Below are 22,222 nucleotides of genomic sequence, written 5' to 3'. Positions count from 1 at the left end.
GATAAGTTCTGGACTTGACAGGGAATACTAAAGTTTCAACGGACTTGAAGCGGTTCAGCCGACCGGAATAACCCGTTCGTGCAAATCAACCGTGCTTGCGCAGCGCTTCGATCAACTCGGCCTTGGTCATGGTCGAGCGGCCCTTGATGTCCTTGCTGCGTGCCTCCTTGAGCAGACTTTCCTTGGTCTGCGATTCGAGGGAAGCCGAGCTGTTGCGCGCGTGCCCCTCACGGGTCTTGGCAGCTCGTTTGGCAGAGTCCGAACGTGCGCTTTCCTTGTCTGTACTGCTGGTCTTGCTGCCAGAGCCACCTTGCTTGTCGCCCCCACCGGATTGCTTGTTCACCGTAGCCCAGGCGCGCGCCTCGGCTTTGTCCTTGGAGAGCCCTTTGTCCTCGTAACTTTGCTCGATGTGCTCGGCTTTGCGCTTTTGCTCTTGGGTGTACTTGTCTTTGTCGCCGCGTGCCATGGTCGCCGCTCCTCTCTGATGGATATAGGGTTGAAGGCCAGCACGCGCTCAAGTGCCGGTTGGCGGACGGGCGGTGGCCCTTTTAATCGGCGGACTCCACCTGAGAAAGGGGACGGGCAACGTGCTCCAGTGACCGGCGCTCTGCGGCTACGCCGTAAACGGCCTGAACGAATGCCGCTACCAGCATGAGCGCGGCGCCGAGCAGATACCCATACCAGACCTGGGTGCGCTCGCCCGATTCGATCAAGGCACCGAACAACGTCGGCCCCACCATGCCACCGAGCCCTGTGCCGAATGCATAGAACACGGCAATGGCCAGAGCGCGGATCTCCAGCGGGAAGGTTTCTGCGACAGTAAGGTAGGCAGAGCTGGCCGCAGCCGATGCGAAGAAAAAGATCACCATCCAGGCGATCGTTTGCTCGATGGCATCGATCATCCCCTGTTCGAACAGGTAGCCGCTCAGGGTCAGCAGTATGCCCGACAGGGCATACGTGGCGCTGATCATGATACGCCGCCCCAGCACATCGAACAGCCGCCCGAGCAACAGCGGGCCACAGAAGTTGCCGAGCGCGAACGGCAAGACATACCAGCCAACGCTGGAGGAGGGCACATCGTAGAAATCGGTCAGCACCAGGGCATAGGTGAAGAAGATGGCATTGTAGAAAAACGCCTGCGCCGTGAGCAGCGTCAGGCCTACCATGGCCCGGCGTCTGTGGACCACGAACAGGCTGTGAAAGATCTCGGGCAAAGGCGTGTGATGCCTGGCACGCAATTGCAGGGGCGGAACATCTACCGCAGGCAGTCTCAAGCCTTGAGCGCGGCACTTGCGCTCGATATCGGCCACTATACGCTCAGCAGCTTCGGGCTGATCGTGAATCATCAGCCACCGCGGGCTCTCCGGCACCCACAGCCGCATCAGCATGATCAGCAATCCCAACGCGGCGCCGGTGCCGAAACAGAGGCGCCATCCGAGGTCGCCGTTCGCGATCGACGGGTCCAGAAGCACGATGGCGCCCACTGCACCCAGCGCAGCGCCGAGCCAGAATGTGCCGTTGATGGTCAGATCGACCCAGCCCCTGTAGCGCGCTGGGGTGAACTCCTGGATGGTCGAATTGATGGCCGTATATTCCCCACCTATGCCCGCGCCTGTGAGAAAGCGAAATGCCAGAAAGCTCCACAGGTTCCAGGAAAATGCCGTGGCTGCGGTGGCCCCGATGTAGAGCGCCAGGGTGATGAAGAACAGTTTGCGCCGGCCCAGGCGGTCGGTCAGCCATCCGAAAAAGAGTGCGCCGAGCACCGCCCCTGCGATGTAGATGGCGCCAGCCAGACCAACGTCGCGGTTGCTCATGGCCAGAGCAGGGCTGTCCTTCAGGGCGCCGGCCAGTGACCCGGCAAGGGTGACTTCCAGGCCGTCCAGTAGCCACGTGATGCCAAGCGCCACCACCAGCAACGTGTGAAACCGGGTCCATGGCAGTCGATCAAGGCGGGCAGGAATATCCGTGCTGTAGAGCCGCTGATCGGGGCTGCTGGCATGTGTGCCGTGTCTAGGTTTAGTCGTCACGCCAGCCTCGAGCCTCTATCGCTGCCGTTTACAGGAAGGGCTGCGAAGCAGCCCTTAGATTCCAGGTATCAGGCTCGGTGAGCCTTTGCGATGATCAAGTACCCCTGATGATCAGCTACCACCACCCGAGCCGCCTGCGCCGCCCGTACCGCCACCTGTACCGCCGCTCCCGGTCCCACTGCCCATACCGGTACCTCCGCTGCCGCCCATGTCGCCTCTACCGCCCATGTCGCCGCTCCCGGTACCGCCCATGCCTGAGCCACTCCCGGTGCCGCCGGGACCCGTGTTCGCCCCACTACCGGTACCCGAGCCTGAGGTTGTGCCATCGCCACCCGTGGCGTCCGTACCATTGCTTCCGGTGCCACTGCCGGTACCCATGCCGTCCCCTGGGGTGCCGGAACCGGTAGCGCCGCCGGTGCCATTCATGGTCCCGTGATCACCCGACTGCATGCTGGGGGTGTGCTGATCGTTCATGTTGGTAGCTGCCATGACCATTGGCGCGGACGCACCCAGGCAGAGTGCAAGCAGCAAGGAAGAAGGTTTTAGCATTGTCATGATGAAGCTCCTTTTATGAGGTGTCCTCGTAGTGTTCGTCAGGCTGCACTACCACGCCGTGCCCTGTAGGCGACGAACGGGCCTTTCCCTAGGGCGATGAAGTGCCAACCGACCGCCTGGCAGGGCATGCGGTTTTTTGCGGGTGTTCCGGCGCTTGACGGGGGTCATACAGGAAAACCACGTCACTTCGTGGATGTTTTCAGACAGGAACCAACGATGAACAGCCCGTCCAGCACCGCCGCCAACACAGATCGAACCGTACCCAGCCAGCTTGGGTTTCCGGTGGTAGGCATTGGTGCCTCGGCAGGCGGTATCGCCGCGCTCAAGGTTTTCTTCGAACACATGCCGGCTGAGAGCGGCATGGCATTCGTCATCGTGCTGCACCTCTCGCCCGATCATCAGCGCGTCGCGGACGGGATCATTCGGGCCGCGACTTCCATGCCGGTCGTACAGGTAAACAGCTGCGTGCCCATCGAGCCCGATCACGTCTATGTCATTTCACCTGCCTGGCAACTGATCATGACTGACGGCCACCTCAAGGTCGTTCCCTCTTCGCGGCCTTCGGGAAAGCATGTCGCCATCGATTTGTTCTTCCGTGATCTGGCCGATGTGCACAAGCAGCGAAGTTTCTGTGTAGTGCTTTCCGGTGCAGGCAGTGATGGTGCAGTGGGCTTGTCGCGTATCAAGGAGCAAGGTGGCATCACCTTGGTGCAGAGCCCGGCCGATGCCGAATTCGACGGGATGCCGCTGGCTGCCATTGCCACCGGACTGGTCGATGCGATACTGCCGGTAGCCGACATACCGCAAAAACTGCTCGGTTTCTGGATGGGCATGCGCAGCATCCGTGTCGCCGATGCAGAGGCCGGAATCCAAGCCAACGCTGCGCAAGCGGGAGAGGATAGCGAGCAGGCGCTGCAGGACATTCTCATGACCCTGCGCAACTGTACCGGGTACGATTTCCAGCACTACAAGCGCGCGACGGTCATACGGCGCATCGAACGCCGCTTGCAGATCACTGGCCGGGCCGACCTGCCGAGCTACCTGCGTCATCTTGAGCAGCACCCTGATGAGGCAAAGAACCTGCTCGAAGACCTGCTGATCGGTGTGACGAACTATTTTCGCGACCGGGAAGCCTTCGAGGCGCTCGAGCGCTTGGTATTGAGCGTTGTCTTGAACCCAGGTGGCCCTGAGGACAAGCGTGAAGACGTGCGAATCTGGTCCGCTGGCTGCTCAACGGGAGAAGAGGCCTACAGCCTGGCGATACTGTGTGCCGAACACCGCAAACTTGAGCCTGCTCTGCTCAAGCTGCAGGTATTTGCCACCGACATCGACGAGCGTGCGATTGCCATAGGTCGCGCGGGGATCTACCCCGAGGCGATCATCACCGATGTATCAACCACGCGCCTGCGCCAGTACTTCGCCAAGGAGAACGATCACTACCGGGTAAGGAAGGAAATTCGTGAGAAGGTTCTGTTCGCCAGGCACAGCTTGCTTTGCGACCCGCCTTTCTCACAGGTAGACCTGATCGTGTGTCGCAACGTGCTCATCTATCTGGATCGCGAGATCCAGAAACAAATGCTGCAGATGTTCTATTTCGCGCTGCGCCCTGGCGGCTACCTGTTCATGGGCTCCTCGGAGTCTGCTGACCTGTGCCCGGAGCTGTTCAAGGCGGTCGATAAACGCAACCGGATTTTCCGCGCCAATGTCGCCGCCAACATCCCCGTCGAGCAAAATCAAAATCAGGTGATGACGAGCCTGGAGAGCGAGCTGCATCGCACCAAGCTGCACCTGCAGGAAACCATCGAACAGTCGGAAGTCTCCAGCGAAGCGTTAGAAGCTTCCAACGAAGAACTGCAAGCCACCAACCAAGAGCTGCGCTTGGCTACCGAAGAGCTGGAAACCAGCAAGGAAGAGCTTCAGTCGATCAACGAAGAATTGCTCACGGTCAATTTCGAGCTCAAGAGCAAGGTCGAAGAAACCGACAAGATCAACGACTACTTGGCCAACCTGATCGCTTCTACCGACATCGCCACAGTGTTCGTGGATCGCAACATGCATATCCGCTGGTTCACGCCGAGAGCGCAAGACATCTTCAGCATGCGCCAGACGGACACGGGCCGTTCGCTGCTGGATATCACCCATCGGCTCGATTATCCGAAAATGACCGAAGACGCGGCTGCGGTTCATCAATCGCTGACCGTCAGGGAACGGGAGGTCAGTAGCAGTGACCGGCGCTGGTACATCGCTCGCCTGTTGCCTTATCGCTCGAGCGAGGACCACATCGACGGTACGGTGCTCACGTTCATCGACATCACCAAACGGCGTGAAGCTGAACAGGACCTGCGCCTGGGACAAGAGCGCATGCGACTGGTAGCGGAAAGCACCCAGGACTTTGCCATCATCATCCTGGACGGCAACGGCGTCATCTGTGAGTGGAATCGCGGTGCGGAGTCTATCTTCGGCCACAGTGCCGAGCAGATTGCCGGCAGCCATTTCGACGTGCTGTTCACGGACCAGGATCGAGCTGCTGGTGTACCTGAAGCCGAATTGCGCAAAGCCCAGGTAAATGGGCGTGCCGAAGACGAGCGCTGGCATATGCGTCGCGACGGGAGCCGCTTGTACTGCAGCGGGGAAACGGCGCGCTTGCGTGGTGATACCCCGGGGTACGTGAAGATTGCCCGTAATATGACGGGACAGAAGCACCTGCAGGATGAACAGGGCAAGCGCCTGACTGAGACACGCACCAGCAGCTTGCTCAAGGATGAATTCTTTGCCGTCATGTCACACGAGCTCAAGCACCCGCTGAACCTCATTCAGCTCAATGCCGAGATCTTGCGCCGACTGCCCGCCGTGCAGAACACGGCCAAGGGTGGCAAGGCGCTTGCCGTGATCAACGACGCAGTGACCAGCCAGACCCGCATCATCGATGATTTGCTGGACGTCGCTCGCCTGCGGACCGGAAAGCTCATGCTCAAGAAAGAGCTTCTGGATCTGGCCGATATGCTCAAGTCGGTACATGCCATGGCCATTGAGGAGCACCCCACGGCCCGTATACTCCTCGTACTGCCCGACCCGCGCGGTCCGATGGTGGTTGAGGGTGATGCGACGCGTCTTGAGCAGATCATCTGGAACCTGATCAACAATGCCCTGAAGTTCAGCGGCCCGCAGGCACAGGTCACGGTCGAGCTCTCGCGTACCGAAAAAAACGTGCGCTTGGCTGTCAGCGACAACGGCCCTGGCCTGTCTGCAGATGATGTGACAGACATCTTCGAGCTGTTTCGGCAGCCCCACCACACCCGTCATCACGGTGACGGCCTGGGCATCGGCCTGTCACTGGTCAAGCAACTGGTGCAGGCCCATGGCGGGACGGTGAGCGCACACTCTGCGGGGCTGGGGCATGGTTCGACATTCAGTGTCCAGCTACCGCTGTCGCAGCGCACCCTTGAGCGGGGCGCAGCCAACCCCGAGGCTGCGTCCAGTACAGGCAGGCTCAAAGGCGTTCATGTGTTACTGGTAGATGATTCTGCAGACGTTATCGATGTCATGCGCATGCTGCTGGAAATGGAAGACGCCCACGTCACCTCGTTCCTCAATCCAGTCGAGGCGCTAGAGAACGTAGGGGGGCATCCGTTCGATGTGATACTGACCGATATCGGCATGCCTGAAATGGACGGGCACGCGTTCATCACGGCGATTCGTGAACAAGCTCAGTATCAGGCGACGCCTGCAATCGCGTTGAGTGGCTATGGGGTCAGCCCGCCAAGCCGGGAGGGTCGGGTCGCGCACTTCGACCTGCAACTGACCAAGCCCGTGCACTACGACGAGCTGGTAGGCGCCATTGAGTCACTCTGTCGTGCCTCGCAAACGCTTTGAAAGGGAATCGGTGGGCAGTGCGGCTCACCGCAACCGATGACCGGTGCCGAACTGGGCAAGGTCAATGGTGATGAGCCTATGTGAGACGGCAGGGCAGCGGACCGCCGGGTCCGCTGCCACGTTCAAGCGTCACAGGTGACGCTCTCAAGCCCCCCGCATACCCAGGTTGTCTCGCCCTTGCGCATGCACGTTCGCCTCCTGCGGCAGCGCCGTAACCTTGATGGCCCGCACCGGTACGGCGAACTTGGCGCCGATTTTCGAGAACCGCTCAAGCAGCTTGAAGTTGATGGCCTGTTGAATGTCCATGTACAGGTTGTAGCCTGGGTCCTGCACGATATAGACACATTCGAACTCAAGCGCTTCCTTGCCGAAGCCCCGCAGGTGCGCGCGGTCGAAGCGTGCTTGCGTTTGCGCCTTGATCGCTTCCTCTACGATCCCGGGTGCCTTCTTCACCGCCTCGGTAGGCGTGTCATAGGAAAGACCAAATTCGAACACGATGCGTCGTTCTTGCAGGCGCTTGTAGTTCTGGATGGTGCTGCTGATCATGCTGGCATTGGCCATGACGATCTGCTCGCCGCCCAGGCTGCGGATGCGCGTGGTTTTCAGGCCCACATGTTCGACGGTACCGGCCAATGGGCCAATGACGATGAAGTCGCCCACCTCGAAGGGCTTGTCCACGGCGATGGACAGCGAGGCGAACAGGTCACCCAGAATGTTCTGCACAGCCAGGGCGACCGCAATACCGCCCACACCCAAGCTGGCGACGAAGGCGGTGATGTTCACGCCCAGGTTCGACAGCATGGCAAGTAGCACGATCGACCATAACAATACCCGCGCACCCCAGGCCGACAACGTGGCAAGGGCACTGCTCTGCTGGGAACCGTCCGGATTATGGCGGGTGAAGTAGCGGTCCAGGCCCAGACCGATGGCACGGTTGACCCACAGGCCGATCTGCAACGCGGCGACGACGAACCAGAGGCTGCCGACCCGGCTCAACCAACGCTCCGGCAGGTCGAGCATGCTCAACCCCACCAACAGTGAAGCCAGGAACAGTAGCGAGTTGCTGGTGCCTGACAGTACTTTCTCAACCACATGGCTCAAGGCACCGGAGTGAGATGACCAGTGCTTGACGCGCCGCTGTACGAAGCTTATGGCGGCCCTGGCCACCAGGAACGTCAGGACGGCCACAGTGACGGCGAGTAACAGGTTCAGAATGGAAATACCGAAGAACGTGGTATCGGTGAAGAGTGTAATGATGCGATCGCTCATGAAGGCTTGCCTCCTCTAGCAAAGATTTCGAGGTGTCAGGCGTCGAGCAAAACAATTGCCCTGCGAGTGGTTATCAGAGGGTGGGTGCACATCGATCATAAGAAGATGAACAGTGCAGACCGGGTAAGGGACCGTGCGCCCGTAGGCCATTGATTGGCCCACGATTGACAACAGGTGGGGCCCCGTCCAGCGATGCGCTGAGAGGGCTCCTCATGGATGCGGCACATCGTCTTCAAGCGTTGCGCCGGTACGCGCAGCCAGCGCACGGTATTCCTTGCGCAGCTCGCGCAGGGTCTTGCTGTCCATGGCCTCCAGGTCCAGCACCGAACGTTGCGCCGATTGAGTGGCGCGGATCAGCTCATCGAGCTTGACGTGAATGATGTCGTTGTCCCGGTTCTGGGTGTTTTGGATCAGAAACACCATCAGGAATGTGATGATGGTGGTCGAGGTGTTGATGATCAGTTGCCAGGTATCGTTGTAGTGGAACCATGGGCCGGAAACCGCCCACATGATGATGAGCACGATGGCCATCAGGAATGTGCTGGGGCGGCCAGCCTGGTTGGATAGCCACTGACAGAACTGCGCGAACTTCATCGGATCCCTCCTGGTGATTGCAGTGGTTTGCGGCGGCGCAGCGTACGCCGCCAGGTGTGAAACGATCAGCCGTCAGATTGTTCTTCAGGTGGCACCTGGCCTTCCGGCCATTCCGGAGCCGGCTCTGTGGGCGCCTGTTCAGGTGTACCAATGGTGTCACCCGGATTGTGGGGTACGTCGTCCACATAAGGGTCTGGATGATTGGGGTCAGTCATGTTGGATTCCTCTGGGATGTGCTGCGTTAGTGCCCAGCCCGTTGCCGGGTGTTCCATCGATCTGCCCAGTGGAACGTCCTGACACTGAAGCGGCTCCATCATTGAGTGAGTTCAACGGACTACTGAGATGATCTACTTAGGCTGTGCAGGCTGGAGTCTGCCCAAGGAGCATGCTCCGGCTTTTCCCGAGGCAGGCAGCCATCTGGAGCGCTACGCTGCGCGCCTGAGCGCTGTGGAAATCAACAGTTCGTTCTACCGGCCCCATCGGCCGCAAACCTACGCGCGCTGGGCCACATCGACACCTGAGGGCTTTCGCTTCTCGGTCAAGGTGCCCAAGGCCATTACCCATGAGATGCGTCTGCAAGGGTGTGAAGCGGCGTTGGACAGCTTTCTGGCCCAATGCGGGGAGTTGGGGGAGAAACTGGGCTGCTTGCTGGTCCAGCTACCACCGTCGCTAAGCTTTGACGAAGCGGTAGCCAGGCGTTTTTTCGAAGCGCTGCGCCGCCGGTCCGACAAGCCGGTCGTCGTCGAACCTAGGCATGCGACATGGTATTCAGCGCAAACGCTGCTGATTGACCTTCAGGTGGGACAGGTGGCGGCAAGTCCGCCTAGATTCGTGCTAGACGGCCAGCCCTCAGGATGGCCAGGCATAGCGTATTGGCGGTTGCACGGCGTACCGGTTTTGTATCACAGCGCTTATTCCGATCCATGCTTACGGCAGCTTGGCGCGCAGGTGACACGTACCCATGTTCAGGGGGCGATCACCTGGTGCATCTTTGACAACACAGCCAGTGGCGCCGCCGTGGGTGATGCGTTGACGGTTCGCAGTCACCTGGGCTAAGCGAAGCGGATCAAACTTTTCCCCGGCGTTGCGCTCTGCTCATAAAGACACCCTGTTGAAGTTGGAGATGCCCATGAAAGACACTCATACCCACACCGGCGACAAAGTCCCGCGTCCGATCTCCTCTGAGGAAGCGCAAAAAGGCGAGCAGTCACCTGATCCGGTGTTGGAACGCCCTGATCCGGCCACTGAGGCCGTAGACAAGGCGATCACCCCGACATCCATCAAGGAACTGGAAGAGCAGACGCGGGCGATCGAACAGCAGACTGAGAACGTCGAAAAGCGCCTGGATCGCTAAGCGATGGGGTCGTTTTGCTGCATGCGCTGGGCTTTCCCGAAATTGAAGCCAGCGGCTTAGTGCTGCAATGGGCCGCAAAGCGGCCCCACGATTTGAGCTGGGCGCCTGACAGTCAACTTGACACCTTCAGCTACCGGGGCCGGCCCGGCGCTCCGGCAAAGGCACTCACACCTAGATCCACGTCAACCCGGCTCCATCCTCGTATTCTTCTTCCATCCTCGCAGATTCATGACGCACAGCGTGAACTGCAGAATGATCAGCGCCCAGGCCTCGGCGTGCCAGCCCCAGGCCGCCCATAACAGATTGCTTGCAATGAAACAGCAGAAGCCGACTTTGCGGCGGGCGGGTCGCCGCGACCCTATGCACCATGCTGCCACTACCGTCAGCACCATGGCCGGCCATTCCAGCCAATCGATCCAATCCTCCATCGCGCTGTCCTCGGTCTTGGTTTGTTCGTGGGACAGGCCAGCTGAGGACGGGTTCAGATCGATCCTCTACCTGGATACGCATGGCCATGACAGCGCGGGCACACACGTTTTTTTGAACCTCACCCAGCCTTGGCTTGCCCACTTGAGAGGTACTGCTTTGAATCGTAATCAAGAGGAGGGATGTCATGCCCAGTACAGCACGCAAGGTCCGTTATGGTGTAGTGGCCGGGGGCTCGATTTCCCAGGGTGCGTTCATGCCTGGTATCGGGCAGACCGACAACTCGGAAATTACCGTCCTGGTCACCGGGGATGAGGAAAAAGCCCGGCAGTTGGGCGAGCGTTATGCCCTGCGCACCTACCATTACGACCAGTATGCTCAGATGCTTGCTGCGCGGGAGGTGGATGCGCTCTACATCGCAACGCCTAATTTCCGTCACCGTGAATTCGTGGTGCCGGCGCTCGAAGCCGGTATTCATGTATTGCTCGAAAAGCCCATGGGCATCAGCGAAGCCGACTGCAAGGCTATGATCGAAGCCTCGAAACGCACTGGGGCGAAGCTGATGGTTGCCTACCGTCTGCACTGCGAGCCTGGCACGCTGGACATGATCGAGCGTGTGCACAAGGGCGATTTCGGTGATCCCAGGTTGTTCACCTCTATCTTCACGCAGCGGGTCAAGCCCAATAACCACCGTGCCCAGAATGGTTTCGAGGCCGGGCCGGTGCCCGACATGGGCCCCTATCCCCTGAACATGGTTCGCCAGTTGTTCAACGCCGAACCCATCGAAGTCTCGGCCATGGGAGTTCGCTCGCCTGGCAGCACCATGGACACCTGGGACACGGTCACCGTGAGCCTGCGCTTCGAAGACGAACGACTGGCCCAGTTCACCGTCAGCTATACCTTGCCGTCTACCGAGCGGTTCCAGTTATCGGGCACCAAGGGCGAGATCGAGGCTTCACCGTGCTTTGGTTATGGGGAAGGGGTCGCGATCAGCTACAGGGCCACCATCGATGGCGAGACGCGTGTGCACGTTAACCCTGTGGTGGATCAATTTGCTGGGGAAACTGCTTATTTCTCCGACTGCATCCTCAACAACGTCGCGCCCGAACCCGACGGGGAGGAGGGGTGGCGCGATGTACGGGTAGTCGAGGCGATCAAGCGAGCGCTTGAAACCGGTACGCCACAACAGCTGGAGCCGCTGCCCGCTCGCCCGTTCGCGCGGCGATCCGAACAACGCAGGGCCTTTGCCCTGGCCCCAGTACCGCCGATGGTCGATGCCGAATCGCCGGCAGAATAGCGGGCGAGCTGCGCGCTCCCTTGAGGGGGCGCGCAGGCTTGATCACGCGGCTCGCTGCTCCGACTTGCCCTTGAGCAGTTTCTTCTGCGCCATCATCGTCTTGCCCATCTCCTCGAGTTGCTGCTTACCCAGCAGCTTGCGTGCCGTAGGGAACAGCTCGCTTTCTTCTTCCTCGATATGATGCTCCAGCAACTCTTTCATCACCTTGACCCGGCCTGCAAACTCGACCGTGCCGGTGTCTGTGCCTTCAAGGTCAGGCAGCACCAGTGAATCGACGGTACGGTGCTCTTCCTTGGCCTCGTAGTACATCTTTTCCTCTTCCTTGCCGCCAGCCTCTTTAATGGCCGGGTACAGGATTTCCTCCTCCAGCGCGGTATGGATAGTGACTTCCTGCTTGATGCGTTCCAGCAGTTCGGCACGCTTTTTCACCGCGCGCTCCGTTGTCGAAGACAACTCTTCGAGCAGTTTCTTGACCAACTGGTGGTCCTGGGTCAGCAATTCGATGGCGTTCATGGATCACCTCTGCAGGTTGTTGTAATCACGGTTGCCATGGGTTGAGTCGAGCGCCAGGCCATCAGTTCCGCTGCGCAGATGACGTGCCTGGCGTGTACCCTCATCTACACGGTGCGCGGCCACCCAGTGCCAACGCTGCGCGCAGCGCCGCCAGGTGCGTGAGGCCTTGCGGCAGGTTGCCCAGGTACTCTCCCGTGCCAGGGTCGACCATCTCCGAATAGATGCCTGCGCCATGGGCAAGGCCTTGCAAGGCAGCTTCATAGGCGTGCTGCGCGCGTTCGTGTTGGCCGAGCAGTACCCAAGCCTCTACCAGCCAGAACGTGCACGCCAGGAAGCAGCCTTCCTCCTCGACCGCACCGCTGTAGCGGTAGTGGAAGGGGCCTGCCGACAAGCTTTGCTGCACAGCCTCCAGGGTGCTTTGCAGCCTCTCAGGCGCCGGATAGCCGAAGCGCACCGCCAGGGCGATACCTGCGTCCAGCCGGTCGCTGCCTGGGTAGAACACATACGCCTGGCGGCCCTCATGCCAGCAATGGGTTTCGATCCACTCGAAAACACGGTCACGCTCGCGCGCCCAGCGCTGCCGGCAGGTTGTGGGTAGATGGCCGCCGTCGGCCAGTTCGATGGCCCGGCTCAGGGCCTGCCAGCAGCTGATCTTCGACAGGGTGTAGTGCCGCGTTTCTGGTAACTCCCAGATACCGGCATCGGGCTGGCGCCACTGGTCTGCGCATTGATCGGCCAGCCGTGACAGCAGCACTGCACTGCTGCCGTCCAGGATGTTGCCGGTGTCGATGAAACAACGGGCAGTTTCGAAAATGTCGCCGAACACGCCGTGCTGCAACTGGTCGCGGGCGTCGTTGCCCACTACGGGCGGGGATTGCTTGTAGCCCGGCAGGTCGATGGTGCGTGTGCAGTCACCGATGGCCCCGTCCAGGGTGTAGAAGACCTGCGCGCCGTGCTCGGCCAGCCTGCGCAGCAACCAGGTAAACGCAGCCTTGGCTTCAGGCTGAGCGCCAATGCCGAGGAAGGCTTCGATGGTATACCCGGCATCGCGTATCCATGCGAACCGATAGTCATAGTTCTTGGTGCCGCCTATGCGCTCTGGCAACGACGTGGTGGCAGCCGCCATGATCGAACCGCTGGGTGATGACAGCAACAACTTGAGCGCCAGCGCGTTGCGTATCACCACCGACTGATAGGGGCCTTTATAGATGAGGCTTTTCGACCACTGCCGCCATTCACGATCAGAGCCGTCGATGCGTTCATCGATCAGGCTCAGTGGCGGCACCACCAAGGGCTCGTCACGCCCCGCGATCAGGGCCACCACGGTGCGTTGCCCCGGCGAGGTGTCGAGTGTGGCGCGCACGCCTATGTCGTCCTTGCGCCGCACGCTGATCTGTTGATCATGCAGGAACATCCCGAGAATATGGCCTGCGTGAAAAACGCAGCCGTTGTCGTTGGGCGTGAGGTACGGGCTAACCGTGTCGGCCTGGGTACCAAAATCGATGGCGATCTCAAGCGTGACCGACCCTTCGATGCCCTCGATACGGCGAGCCAGTTCCGCCCAGGGTAAGCGCCCGGCAGGCCCGCTGTTTAGCGATTCGGTCAATCGCACGCTGCCGGTAGAGGTGATGTACTCGGTTTCCATCACATTGCTGCCGGGGCGATAGCGACGCTTTGCCTGATAGGGCTGGGTTGGGGTGATGGCAAAGTAACCGCCGGTCCTGGGCGAGAGCAGTCGATCGAACAGAGGGGGGGAGTCCATGTGGGGCACGCACCACCAGTCGATGGAACCGTCCAGGCCCACCAGTGCTACCGAGCGCCCATCGCCAAGGGCCGCATACTGCTCCAGCGCCAGCCAGCCACCGGTATCTCGTTGCGGCTCGGCACATTGCCGCGGGCTTTCAGATACGTCTTCCACATTGCAGCTCCTGCACCTTTTGTACAGGTGTGACTGAAGCGAAGCGACAACAGTTCGGCACAAATGGGCAACGGCAAGGCGATGACTGTCGGGTCAAAATAAATGGAATTTTTTGTTACGCCTTTGGCTCCATTAGGCTGAGTTTGATGGAGGAGAGTCCAATGGCAGGACAACAACTGTATGTAATCGAGTACGAGCTACACGGAGAATTCAGGACTTTCATCATTCGACTGGAACGCATGGACAACGCCGAGGCCTGGCACTGGGCGAGTTGCGATGCAGGCGTCGGTATCATCCCGCGGTTCGGTCAGCACAAGATCAAGAAAGTCAGCCGACCCATGGCTGAGCGCTATGGGTTGACCAACGTGCGGTGGCGGGTCTCGGGCAAAGGCCCGGAGTTCGTCGCGCCGGCGGTAGACATGACGAAATTCGCAGTTGCCACTGAGAAGTCCTGAATTAGATTGGCGACACGCCGGTGGCACGGGCCCCGGCGTGTTCGTGTCCAGGCGTGTGTGTTCAGCCGTTCAGGGCTACGGGTACAGGAGTGTCGATAGTCGCACGGCGCTGTTGGCGCCGGCCCGTACGTGACCTGTGACCTGACCAAGTGCTTCATGGCGCACGGTGAGGTGCAACGTGGCCAGCCCTGCTTCGTCTGTCGCCACTTCAACGAGCATTGCCTTCCCTTGGGTTTGAATGCGCAGCGGTTGCGGTTGCACGGTTTCGATGCTCGCCTCCTGAAGCATGCTGCCGCCGAGCTGAACCCAAAGCGGCTTGCTCGGCGCTCCCCTTACTTCAATCGAAAGATCGGCAGGGCTTGCGCTGCGACTCAGTCGTTTGTACTGCACCTGCACCTTGCCATCGGCGCTGCTCGCCTGGGTATCGATCAGCCAGGTACTGGCCGGCATTGCGGCCATTACTACACCCAGGGGCAGCAAAAGTGCACACCATTTAATGCGTCCGGCGGGCCAAAAAGGGTGGTGCGCATTGGCGCTTTCGGGCGCTGGATAATGCTTGGAATTCATCGGGTGCTCATTCATCGAGATGTGATCAGGCTCGTTCGCCGCGTAGCCAGCGTTGGTGATAATGCGCAAGTTGCGACAACCCATAGACTGCCCCCTGGCGCATCACTTCTTCACGCTCGGCAAAAAAACGTTGGGTGCCGGTAAAAACGGCAAGCGGCTCACCCGCGAATGCCCAGGCAAAACACAGCGTACCTGGCGGAATTTTGCCTTGCGCGGCAGGCCCCGCTACGCCCGTGGTGGCGATGGCGACGGTAGCGTTGCTGTCTTTCAATGCGCCCAATGCCATTTCCCAGGCCACCGCCTCGCTGGTCAGGCCATAGCGCTCGATGGTCGTGGGGCTGACGCCTAGCAGACGCTGCTTGGCAGCAGGAGAGTAGACGACGTAGCCGCTTTCGAGCACCTCGGCTGTTCCTGGCAGGGCGGCCAGTGCCGCTACCATGGCGCCTGCAGTGCAGGACTCGGCAGTGGTCAGAACAAGGTCATGTTTTTTCAAATACTCGAAAACGGACTCAATCGGCTCAGTGACCATACCTGTAACTCGCGCAGCATTTTGCAGTGGACGCGAGCGCAAGGCTTTTGGTTCAGTGCATGTGCGCCCGCCCGTCCATCGCGCAACAATCGAGCTGAACTTAGCAGGACTTTCATGCTTCCTCTTCAAAGAGGTTGAAAAACCGATCAAACCTGGAGAGCGGTTATGAACGAGCCTGTGACGTACTTCTGGATTGCCGTGGCGGTCCTCATTCTACTGGTGGACTTGTGGGCGATCGTCAGCGTGTTTCGTAGTGACAAGACCGATTCCACAAAGGCGGCCTGGGCGCTATTGCTCCTGGCGCTGCCTGTTGCGGGTCTGGCGATCTGGGGTATTTGGGGGCCGCGTGGCATCAAGCGCGGCACTGGACCTTCTTCCCCTGAACATAGCAAAGGCTGAGGTGTCTTCATGAGCACATCGAATGAGCAGGACGCCAAGCGCGTTGAGCAAGCGCGTACCACAGGCGAAGAAGAGCGAGACAATGACGCTCACCGTCCAGACGGGTCTACGGGCACCGAGCAGGACACTACGGCGCAGAAGACCGCCAGGGATGTGCCTGCGCACAAGCCGTAAAGCAGTGTTCAGCCAGCTTCGCTACACCGCGCGACGTCAACGGCAGCCAAGCGCTGTTGACTAACGCGTGGGCATTGTCCCTGCCCGTGAATACTTTCTAGGAGCCGTACTGTGCCACGTATCATCACCCCAGCCACCCCGGAGCACGAAATCCAGGAGCATAATGCCCGCATGTTCGGCTCGCCCAAGGAGCGGCTGGACTTCTACCGACAGGAAATCCAGTACGAGACCAGCATCCTTGCCAATCGTACGGATGCTTATCTGGCTGCCCAGTCATTTCTGGTGATTGCCTACGCATCTGCCATGGGCAACACCAATCAGAGTTGGGGTGAAATGTTCACGTTGGTGGTGCCGCCGTTTCTGGCGCTGCTTGGCGTGCTCAGTTCACTGAACGCCTGGCCAGGTATTCACGCCGCCTACAAGATCATCGAGCATTGGCAGCTCAAACAGAGCCATCTGCTGCGAAGCGAACCCATGATGGGCCTGGCTTATGACGAGTCGCCCTTGTTCAGCGAGACCGAAACCTCCCAGGCCGGTCATCGCAAGTCCTTGCTGTTCTCGCTGCGTACACCCTGGATTTTCCTCGTGTGCTGGGTCTTGCTGGGGTCATACGCCATCTTTATTCAGTTGGCATAAAGACCAGGCCTTTCAACTCTTGGCCGCGGGGCCCATCATAGGCGCCTTTTGCACAGCGCGACGTGCCCGGTGCCCGTGCTTGCACTCAGGAAGTTCGAGGTCGATCGATGAATCAACGTACCGCTGGTATCGATGCCAGTGGCCAGGATGATGCCGCGTTAACCGCAGAACGGTTGCAGCTTGCGCTGGACGCGGGCGCGATCATCGGCACGTGGGTATGGGATATACCCAATGACAGGGTTACGGCCGATGAGCGTTTTTCGCATTCGTTTGGCTTGCCGCTGTCCAAATGCCTGACAGGGATGCCTCTGGCAGAAGCGTTTGCCTCCATCTATCCCGATGACCGCGAACGCGTCGCGCAAGCCATTCAGGCGGCCACGGCCCTGGGCGGCCCGTTTCGCTGTGAATACCGGGTCCGCCAGGACGATGGCTGTTATCGCTGGGTTGAAGCCAACGGTCGAGTCGAGCTCGATGAGCAGGGCATTGCGGTGCGCTTTCCTGGTGTGCTGATGAACATCGAGTCACGTCGCAAGGCCCAGGCCGAGCGCGACCGCATGTCCACGTTGCTGCGTACCTTCACTGCCGCGGTTCCCGGCGTGGTGTACGCCAAGGACCTGGAGGGGCGCATGCTGGTGGCCAATCATGGCGCCACGCAGCTGATTGGCAAGCCGCCGGAATTCTACCTGGGCAAGACCGACCTTGAGTTCCTCGAGGATAAGGAGCAGGCCAGGCAGGTGATGGAAACCGATCAGCGTGTGATGGCTGGCGGGACGGCCGTGCAGGTCGAAGAGCGGGTGGACATGCCAGACGGGTCGGCCACGTATTGGCTCTCGGTCAAGGCACCGCTGCTCAGTGACGACGGGGAGGTGATCGGCTTGGTAGGATCCTCCATCGACGTCACGGCCCGCAGGCAGGTAGAGGAGCAACTTCTTGAGCTCAACCGAACGCTCGAGGCGCGTGTTGCCCAGGCGGTAGCCGAGCGGGAGGAGGCCGAAGCCGCTTTGCGTCAGGCCCAGAAAATGGAAGCGGTTGGACAATTGACTGGGGGCATTGCCCATGACTTCAACAACTTGTTGGCGGGCATTTCGGGCAGTCTTGACCTGATCAGGTCTCGCCTGGCCCAGGGCCGTCATGAGGACGTTGAACGCTACATGACCGTGGCTTACGGTGCTACACGCAAGGCCGCCGCGCTGACGCACCGACTGTTGGCGTTCGCCAGGCGCCAGACCCTGGTGCCCGTGCAGACGGATGTCCATGCGCTGATCGATGGTATGGCTGAGCTCGTGCGCCGCACGGTAGGCCCTTCCGTGAAGCTGGAGGTCCAGTTGTCCGCTTCGTTGCACACGTGCCTGGTCGATCCCGTCCAGCTTGAGAACGCATTGCTGAACCTTTGCATCAATGCGCGCGATGCCATGGACGGTAACGGCCGGATTTGCATTCGCACGGCAGACAAGCGCATCGATGGGGATGCAGACCCTGAGATCGCTTCGGGCGATTACCTGAGCATCTGCGTCACGGATGAGGGCATTGGTATGGACGCCGCAACCCTCTCGCGGGCGTTCGAGCCATTTTTCACCACCAAGCCGCTAGGTGCAGGTACGGGGCTGGGTCTGTCGATGGTGTACGGTTTTGCCCGCCAGACCGGCGGGCATGTGCACATCGAGTCGGCGCCAGGGCAAGGCACTCGGGTGTTTGTGCAATTACCGAGTCACGGTGGGCCTGCCCGTGTGGTCAGCGACAGCGTTGCCCCTGCAGTGAATCACCGGGCGCGGCCGGGTGAAACGGTATTGGTGGTGGACGATGAAGCGTCGGTGCGCCTGTATGTCAGTGAAACGCTCAGTGGAATGGGCTACGTCGTCATCGAAGCAGCCGACAGCCTGGCGGGTTTGCAATTGCTGCGCTCGGACACGCGTATCGACCTGCTGATCACCGATGTCGGACTGCCTGGCGGGTTGGATGGCAGAAAGATGGTCGACGTTGCAAGGGGGATCAGGCCGCGGCTGCCAGTGCTGTTCATCACTGGCTATGCACCGCCCACCCCTGAGCAGCAGACCTGGCCCACCCATGGCGGGATGGTATTGAGCAAGCCATTCGATCATGACACGTTGGTCAGGGCCTTGAGCACCCTGATGCACGCGTGAAGCCGGGCTCGGCCCGCTAACCACGGGCCAGGCCACAGACAGCGTGGAATGCCCTTAAATCGGTACCTCGGGAGCCAGCGTACCCGCCGCCGCACCAGGCACTAGAATGACCTTGCGGCAGTCATCCTTTTTCTGGTCGAACATCTTGTAGCCCATCGCCGCTTCCTCAAGCGCCAATCGATGCGTCACGATCAATTCAGGTTGCAGCCGGCCAGCCTCGATATGCTCGAGTAATTCTGGCAAGAACTTCTGGACGTGGGTCTGACCCATCTTGAACGTCAGGCCCTTGTCGAACGCGTCGCCGAACAGGAAGCCATGGATGAACCCGGCGTACACACCAGGGACGCTTACCACGCCGCCGCGCCGTACGGCAGCAATGCATTGACGCAGCGCCTTGCCGCTGCTGCCTTCGATCTTCAGGGCTGTCATGACGGTTTCGGTGGTGCTGCCCTTGGCCTCGAAGCCTACTGCATCGATGACGGCATCAACGCCGCGCATGCCCGGGGTTAGCCGAATGATGCTGTCGGCAGGGTCATCGTCCTGCTCGAAATTGATCGGTACTACACCATAAGCGTCGCGGGCAAACGTCAGGCGGTAGTCGTTGTCGTCGACCAGGAAAATGGTGTGAGCGCCCAGCATGCGAGCGCAGGCTGCGCTCAACAAGCCGACGGGCCCCGCACCGTAGATGGCTACTGTCGAACCCTGGCCCACTTGCGCGTTGGTCACTGCCTGCCAAGCGGTGGGCAGAATATCCGACAGGAACAGCACCTTGTCGTCTGACAGCGAAGTGGGCACCTTGAAGGGGCCTACGTTGGCCTTGGGTACCCGTACATAGTCCGCCTGACCGCCCGGGATCCCACCATACAAATGGCTGTAGCCGAACAGCGCTGCACCTGGTGGAATGATTTTCTTGTTGATGATGGCGCCGCGGCCTGTGTTAGTCGTCTCGCATGCGGCAAACAAGTCGTGCTGGCAGAAGAAGCAGCTGCCGCAAGCGATCACGAAGGGAATCACGACGCGGTCACCAACTTGCACATTGGTCACCCCGCGGCCGACATCCTCGACGACGCCCATGAACTCGTGGCCAAAAATATCACCCTGTTCGGTTTGTGGAATCTTGCCGTGATACAGGTGCAGGTCAGACCCACAGATGGCAGTGGCGGTAACCCTCAAAATGATGTCGTCAGCGTCTTGCAGGATAGGGTCCGGAACCGTGTCGACTCTTACATCCTGTGCGCCGTGGTACGTCAATGCTCTCATGGTTCAACTCCTGCGAAGGCGAGTGTGTTATGCAGGTGAAACCACAGGACAAACAAAAGTTCAGGTCAAAAGCTCGGCGGGCATGCGGACACGCGCATACCCGTGCCGTCGTGCTCAGTCTGCCAGTAACGGTAGACGTATCGTGAAGGTGGTACCGAGCGCCGCATCCGAAGCGACGGTGACATCCCCGCCATGGGCCAAAGTGATTTCGCTGACGATGAACAGCCCTAACCCGACAGAGCGCACCGAGTCGGCACGGTCCGTGCCCCGAGTCATGGGTGCAAACAAGGATGTAAGCAAGGTATCAGGAATGCAGGGGCCATGGTTGTGCACGCTGATGACCGCGCCATGCTCATGAAGATCAGTGGTAACGGTGACGGGATGGGTGAGGTCACCATAGGCCACACTGTTGGCAACCAGATTGCCAATCATTTGTTGCACGCGGTCTGGGTCCAGCGCACGTTGACCCTTGCCTTTGCACAGGTGACGAATGCGCGCCTGGGCGAAGGCGACTCTCAATTCGTTGACGCTTTGATCGACCGTCGAGCACAGGTCTATCGGTTGACGGCAGATGGTGATGCCTTGGCCAATCCTGACCGAGGCAAAGTCGAGCAGATCAGCGATCATGCGCCTGGCGCGCTCCGAAGAATGGCTGATACTGCCCAGCAGACGCCGTTCCTTGTCCCTGTGCTCACCGCGTTCGAGCAACTGCGTCGCCATCTTGATCGCAGTCAGCGGGTTTTTCAGGTCATGACTGGCGATGGCGACCATCTGTTCGGCAAAGGCTGCGCGTCGCTGGGCGCTCTGGTAGGCGTCGGCCAGCTCGGCCTTGGCCTGCTGCAACGCAGCCTCGGCCTCAGTGGTCTGCGCCAGCAATTGCTCGGCGCGGCGCCGGGCGGTGAGCAATTCACGCTCGTAGCGATCTCGCTCGATGGTGCCGAACAGCGCCAGCTCGTGGAACACGCCGTGGGCATATTGACGGCGCACGCCATTGAGCAACATGGTGATGACGTGACCGGTGCGGTGCCGTACTTCGAGCTTAACCTCGGCGACCGAACCCTGCATTCTCATCAGCGGCGCCCAATGGGTCTGATGGAAAATTCGTCCCCCCATGGTCAACAGCTCCTGAAACCTGCACTGCGTCAGGTCCTCGGGCACGTAGCCCAACCACTTGCAGAAGGTCTGGTTTGCCCTCACGATCACGCCCGTCTCGGTGGTGACCACCAGGCCGCAGGGTGCCCCTTCGAACAACGCGTCGACAGCCGGTATCTCACCCGCGCCGGTCATGGCCCGGGTGCCCAGGGTTGCAGGAAGGCGTCCATGGCCTGGGAGCAGGCTGTAGGGGCACTCATGTGCGGGCAATGGCCGATGTTGTCGATCAGGCACAGCGTGCTGTTGGGCAGCACGGCATGGAGGTACTGGCCCACGGAAACTGGCGCGATAAGATCGTCGATGGACTGAAGAATCAACACGGGCGTAGGCAGGCCCTGCACATCCAGCCGGTTGTCAGACAGGAACGTGACACGCGCGAACTGCCGAGCGATGTCTGGATCGGTGCGGCAGAAACTGTTGGTCAGCTCCTCGCTCAGCATAGGCTGGCCCGGCGCGCCCATGATCACCGGCGCCATGGTACTCGACCAGCCCAGGTAGTTGCTGTCCAGTGTTTCGAGCAGTTCGTGGATATCCTCCTGCTTGAAACCGCCGATGTAGTCGCCGTCGTCGATATAGCATGGCGATGGGCCGACCATCACATGAGCTGCAATGCGACCAGGTTGCTGTCGATCCGCCAGTGCACCAATCATGGCGCTGACCGAATGACCGACCAGAATCACGGCGCCTTGGCCGTATTCTGTGATTATCTCGTTCAGATCCGCTGCATAACCCGCCAAGGAGTCGTACCGGACGCGATCGTACGCCGATAAGTCCGATTGCCCAGCACCAACCAAGTCGTAGGTCACGATGCGAAAGCGCGCTTGAAAATGCGGCAACAGGTACTTCCACATCGATTGATCGCAGCCAAAACCGTGGGAAAAGATCAACGTGACAGGGCCAGCACCGGTGATGCGCACGTGGTTACGCGTAGATAAGGTCATGGCTTTCCAAGAGGGTGTGCAGCATCCGTGGCAGGGTGGGTGGGGCATGGCTTGGGCAACGTTGGCTGTTGAATCTACCGCTTACAAGCAAGCGTAGGCCGGAGATGACGAATCGACATTGGCCATCGAACAATAGTTTCGT

General features: G+C 60.1%; 23 protein-coding genes. 9 read left to right on the top strand and 14 right to left on the bottom strand.

Annotated features, from left to right (window positions below; genetic code table 11):
* Positions 1 to 85: 85 nt before the first annotated feature.
* The 3 genes from FH041_RS08110 to FH041_RS08100 form a co-directional block, all read right to left on the bottom strand.
* Positions 86 to 466: a hypothetical protein gene (locus FH041_RS08110; protein WP_027914736.1), complete on the bottom strand. Its 381-nt coding sequence runs from the start codon at positions 464 to 466 to the stop codon at positions 86 to 88.
* 82 nt (positions 467 to 548) lie between these two features.
* Complete coding sequence (locus tag FH041_RS08105; RefSeq protein WP_028686997.1) at positions 549 to 2,027, bottom strand: MFS transporter; 1,479 nt, start codon at positions 2,025 to 2,027, stop codon at positions 549 to 551.
* Positions 2,028 to 2,138: 111 nt separating this feature from the next.
* Positions 2,139 to 2,582, bottom strand: a complete 444-nt coding sequence (locus FH041_RS08100) for a hypothetical protein (RefSeq protein ID WP_027914738.1) — start codon at positions 2,580 to 2,582, stop codon at positions 2,139 to 2,141.
* A gap of 216 nt (positions 2,583 to 2,798) precedes the next feature.
* Here FH041_RS08100 and FH041_RS08095 point away from each other — a divergent pair, with 216 nt between their 5' ends.
* Positions 2,799 to 6,455 carry a CheR family methyltransferase gene (locus FH041_RS08095; RefSeq protein ID WP_140174388.1) on the top strand — a complete coding sequence of 1,219 codons (3,657 nt, stop codon included), beginning with the start codon at positions 2,799 to 2,801 and terminating at the stop codon, positions 6,453 to 6,455.
* Positions 6,456 to 6,599: 144 nt separating this feature from the next.
* Here FH041_RS08095 and FH041_RS08090 read toward each other — a convergent pair whose 3' ends face one another.
* The 3 genes from FH041_RS08090 to FH041_RS22730 all read right to left on the bottom strand — a co-directional run bounded on the left by FH041_RS08090 (position 6,600) and on the right by FH041_RS22730 (position 8,533).
* Positions 6,600 to 7,724, bottom strand: coding sequence for a mechanosensitive ion channel family protein (locus FH041_RS08090; RefSeq protein ID WP_028687000.1), 1,125 nt, complete (start codon positions 7,722 to 7,724; stop codon positions 6,600 to 6,602).
* 210 nt (positions 7,725 to 7,934) lie between these two features.
* The gene (locus tag FH041_RS08085; RefSeq protein ID WP_042139293.1) at positions 7,935 to 8,318 is read right to left on the bottom strand and encodes a low affinity iron permease family protein; all 384 of its coding nucleotides are present in this window, start codon (positions 8,316 to 8,318) and stop codon (positions 7,935 to 7,937) included.
* A 65-nt stretch (positions 8,319 to 8,383) separates the two neighbouring features.
* Positions 8,384 to 8,533 (bottom strand): hypothetical protein, encoded by a 150-nt coding sequence (locus tag FH041_RS22730; RefSeq protein WP_154665190.1) that lies wholly within the window; start codon positions 8,531 to 8,533, stop codon positions 8,384 to 8,386.
* 127 nt (positions 8,534 to 8,660) lie between these two features.
* Between FH041_RS22730 and FH041_RS08080 the strand changes: the two genes are divergently transcribed.
* Positions 8,661 to 9,374 (top strand): DUF72 domain-containing protein, encoded by a 714-nt coding sequence (locus FH041_RS08080; protein ID WP_132578777.1) that lies wholly within the window; start codon positions 8,661 to 8,663, stop codon positions 9,372 to 9,374.
* A 73-nt stretch (positions 9,375 to 9,447) separates the two neighbouring features.
* A complete protein-coding gene (locus FH041_RS08075) occupies positions 9,448 to 9,672 on the top strand; it encodes a hypothetical protein (RefSeq protein ID WP_027914742.1) in 225 nt (74 codons plus the stop codon).
* A 182-nt stretch (positions 9,673 to 9,854) separates the two neighbouring features.
* Here the strand turns inward: FH041_RS08075 and FH041_RS08070 are convergent, their stop codons facing one another.
* On the bottom strand, positions 9,855 to 10,100 hold the full coding sequence (locus FH041_RS08070) for a hypothetical protein (protein WP_027914743.1): 246 nt from the start codon (positions 10,098 to 10,100) through the stop codon (positions 9,855 to 9,857).
* 185 nt (positions 10,101 to 10,285) lie between these two features.
* Between FH041_RS08070 and FH041_RS08065 the strand changes: the two genes are divergently transcribed.
* The gene (locus tag FH041_RS08065) at positions 10,286 to 11,395 is read left to right on the top strand and encodes a Gfo/Idh/MocA family protein (RefSeq protein WP_111475345.1); all 1,110 of its coding nucleotides are present in this window, start codon (positions 10,286 to 10,288) and stop codon (positions 11,393 to 11,395) included.
* A gap of 42 nt (positions 11,396 to 11,437) precedes the next feature.
* Here the strand turns inward: FH041_RS08065 and FH041_RS08060 are convergent, their stop codons facing one another.
* Entirely contained in the window at positions 11,438 to 11,908 is a 471-nt protein-coding gene (locus FH041_RS08060; protein ID WP_027914745.1) for a hemerythrin domain-containing protein, read from the bottom strand.
* A 100-nt stretch (positions 11,909 to 12,008) separates the two neighbouring features.
* The gene (locus FH041_RS08055) at positions 12,009 to 13,763 is read right to left on the bottom strand and encodes a glycoside hydrolase family 15 protein (protein ID WP_082693216.1); all 1,755 of its coding nucleotides are present in this window, start codon (positions 13,761 to 13,763) and stop codon (positions 12,009 to 12,011) included.
* A 224-nt stretch (positions 13,764 to 13,987) separates the two neighbouring features.
* Between FH041_RS08055 and FH041_RS08050 the strand changes: the two genes are divergently transcribed.
* Positions 13,988 to 14,281, top strand: coding sequence for a DUF6555 family protein (locus tag FH041_RS08050; RefSeq protein ID WP_027914747.1), 294 nt, complete (start codon positions 13,988 to 13,990; stop codon positions 14,279 to 14,281).
* A gap of 75 nt (positions 14,282 to 14,356) precedes the next feature.
* Here the strand turns inward: FH041_RS08050 and FH041_RS08045 are convergent, their stop codons facing one another.
* A complete protein-coding gene (locus FH041_RS08045) occupies positions 14,357 to 14,740 on the bottom strand; it encodes a hypothetical protein (RefSeq protein ID WP_140174387.1) in 384 nt (127 codons plus the stop codon).
* Positions 14,741 to 14,873: 133 nt separating this feature from the next.
* The gene (locus tag FH041_RS08040; protein WP_027914749.1) at positions 14,874 to 15,377 is read right to left on the bottom strand and encodes a CinA family protein; all 504 of its coding nucleotides are present in this window, start codon (positions 15,375 to 15,377) and stop codon (positions 14,874 to 14,876) included.
* Between the two features lie 165 nt (positions 15,378 to 15,542).
* On the opposite strand from FH041_RS08040, the gene FH041_RS08035 reads away from it, so the two are divergent.
* The 4 genes from FH041_RS08035 (at position 15,543) to FH041_RS08025 (ending at position 18,727) form a co-directional block, all read left to right on the top strand.
* Positions 15,543 to 15,776, top strand: coding sequence for a PLDc N-terminal domain-containing protein (locus FH041_RS08035; protein ID WP_027914750.1), 234 nt, complete (start codon positions 15,543 to 15,545; stop codon positions 15,774 to 15,776).
* 9 nt (positions 15,777 to 15,785) lie between these two features.
* Positions 15,786 to 15,950, top strand: coding sequence for a hypothetical protein (locus tag FH041_RS22725; RefSeq protein ID WP_168199527.1), 165 nt, complete (start codon positions 15,786 to 15,788; stop codon positions 15,948 to 15,950).
* A gap of 111 nt (positions 15,951 to 16,061) precedes the next feature.
* The gene (locus FH041_RS08030; protein ID WP_023536033.1) at positions 16,062 to 16,586 is read left to right on the top strand and encodes a hypothetical protein; all 525 of its coding nucleotides are present in this window, start codon (positions 16,062 to 16,064) and stop codon (positions 16,584 to 16,586) included.
* 107 nt (positions 16,587 to 16,693) lie between these two features.
* Positions 16,694 to 18,727, top strand: a complete 2,034-nt coding sequence (locus FH041_RS08025; protein WP_027914751.1) for a PAS domain-containing sensor histidine kinase — start codon at positions 16,694 to 16,696, stop codon at positions 18,725 to 18,727.
* A 54-nt stretch (positions 18,728 to 18,781) separates the two neighbouring features.
* On the opposite strand, the gene FH041_RS08020 is transcribed toward FH041_RS08025, so the two are convergent.
* The 3 genes from FH041_RS08020 to FH041_RS08010 all read right to left on the bottom strand — a co-directional run bounded on the left by FH041_RS08020 (position 18,782) and on the right by FH041_RS08010 (position 22,080).
* On the bottom strand, positions 18,782 to 19,987 hold the full coding sequence (locus tag FH041_RS08020; RefSeq protein ID WP_027914752.1) for a zinc-dependent alcohol dehydrogenase: 1,206 nt from the start codon (positions 19,985 to 19,987) through the stop codon (positions 18,782 to 18,784).
* Between the two features lie 114 nt (positions 19,988 to 20,101).
* Positions 20,102 to 21,274 carry a PAS domain-containing sensor histidine kinase gene (locus FH041_RS08015; RefSeq protein WP_104926097.1) on the bottom strand — a complete coding sequence of 391 codons (1,173 nt, stop codon included), beginning with the start codon at positions 21,272 to 21,274 and terminating at the stop codon, positions 20,102 to 20,104.
* Entirely contained in the window at positions 21,271 to 22,080 is an 810-nt protein-coding gene (locus FH041_RS08010) for an alpha/beta fold hydrolase (RefSeq protein WP_027914754.1), read from the bottom strand. The genes FH041_RS08015 and FH041_RS08010 overlap by 4 nt, the downstream gene beginning before the upstream one ends.
* Positions 22,081 to 22,222: the final 142 nt, after the last annotated feature.

It is taken from the genome of Pseudomonas sp. SWI7 (assembly GCF_006351945.1).
Taxonomy (GTDB): Bacteria; Pseudomonadota; Gammaproteobacteria; order Pseudomonadales; family Pseudomonadaceae; genus Aquipseudomonas; species Aquipseudomonas fulva.
The sequence above is the reverse complement of the archived record's forward strand: the minus strand, read 5'-3'. Positions and strand labels throughout refer to the sequence as shown.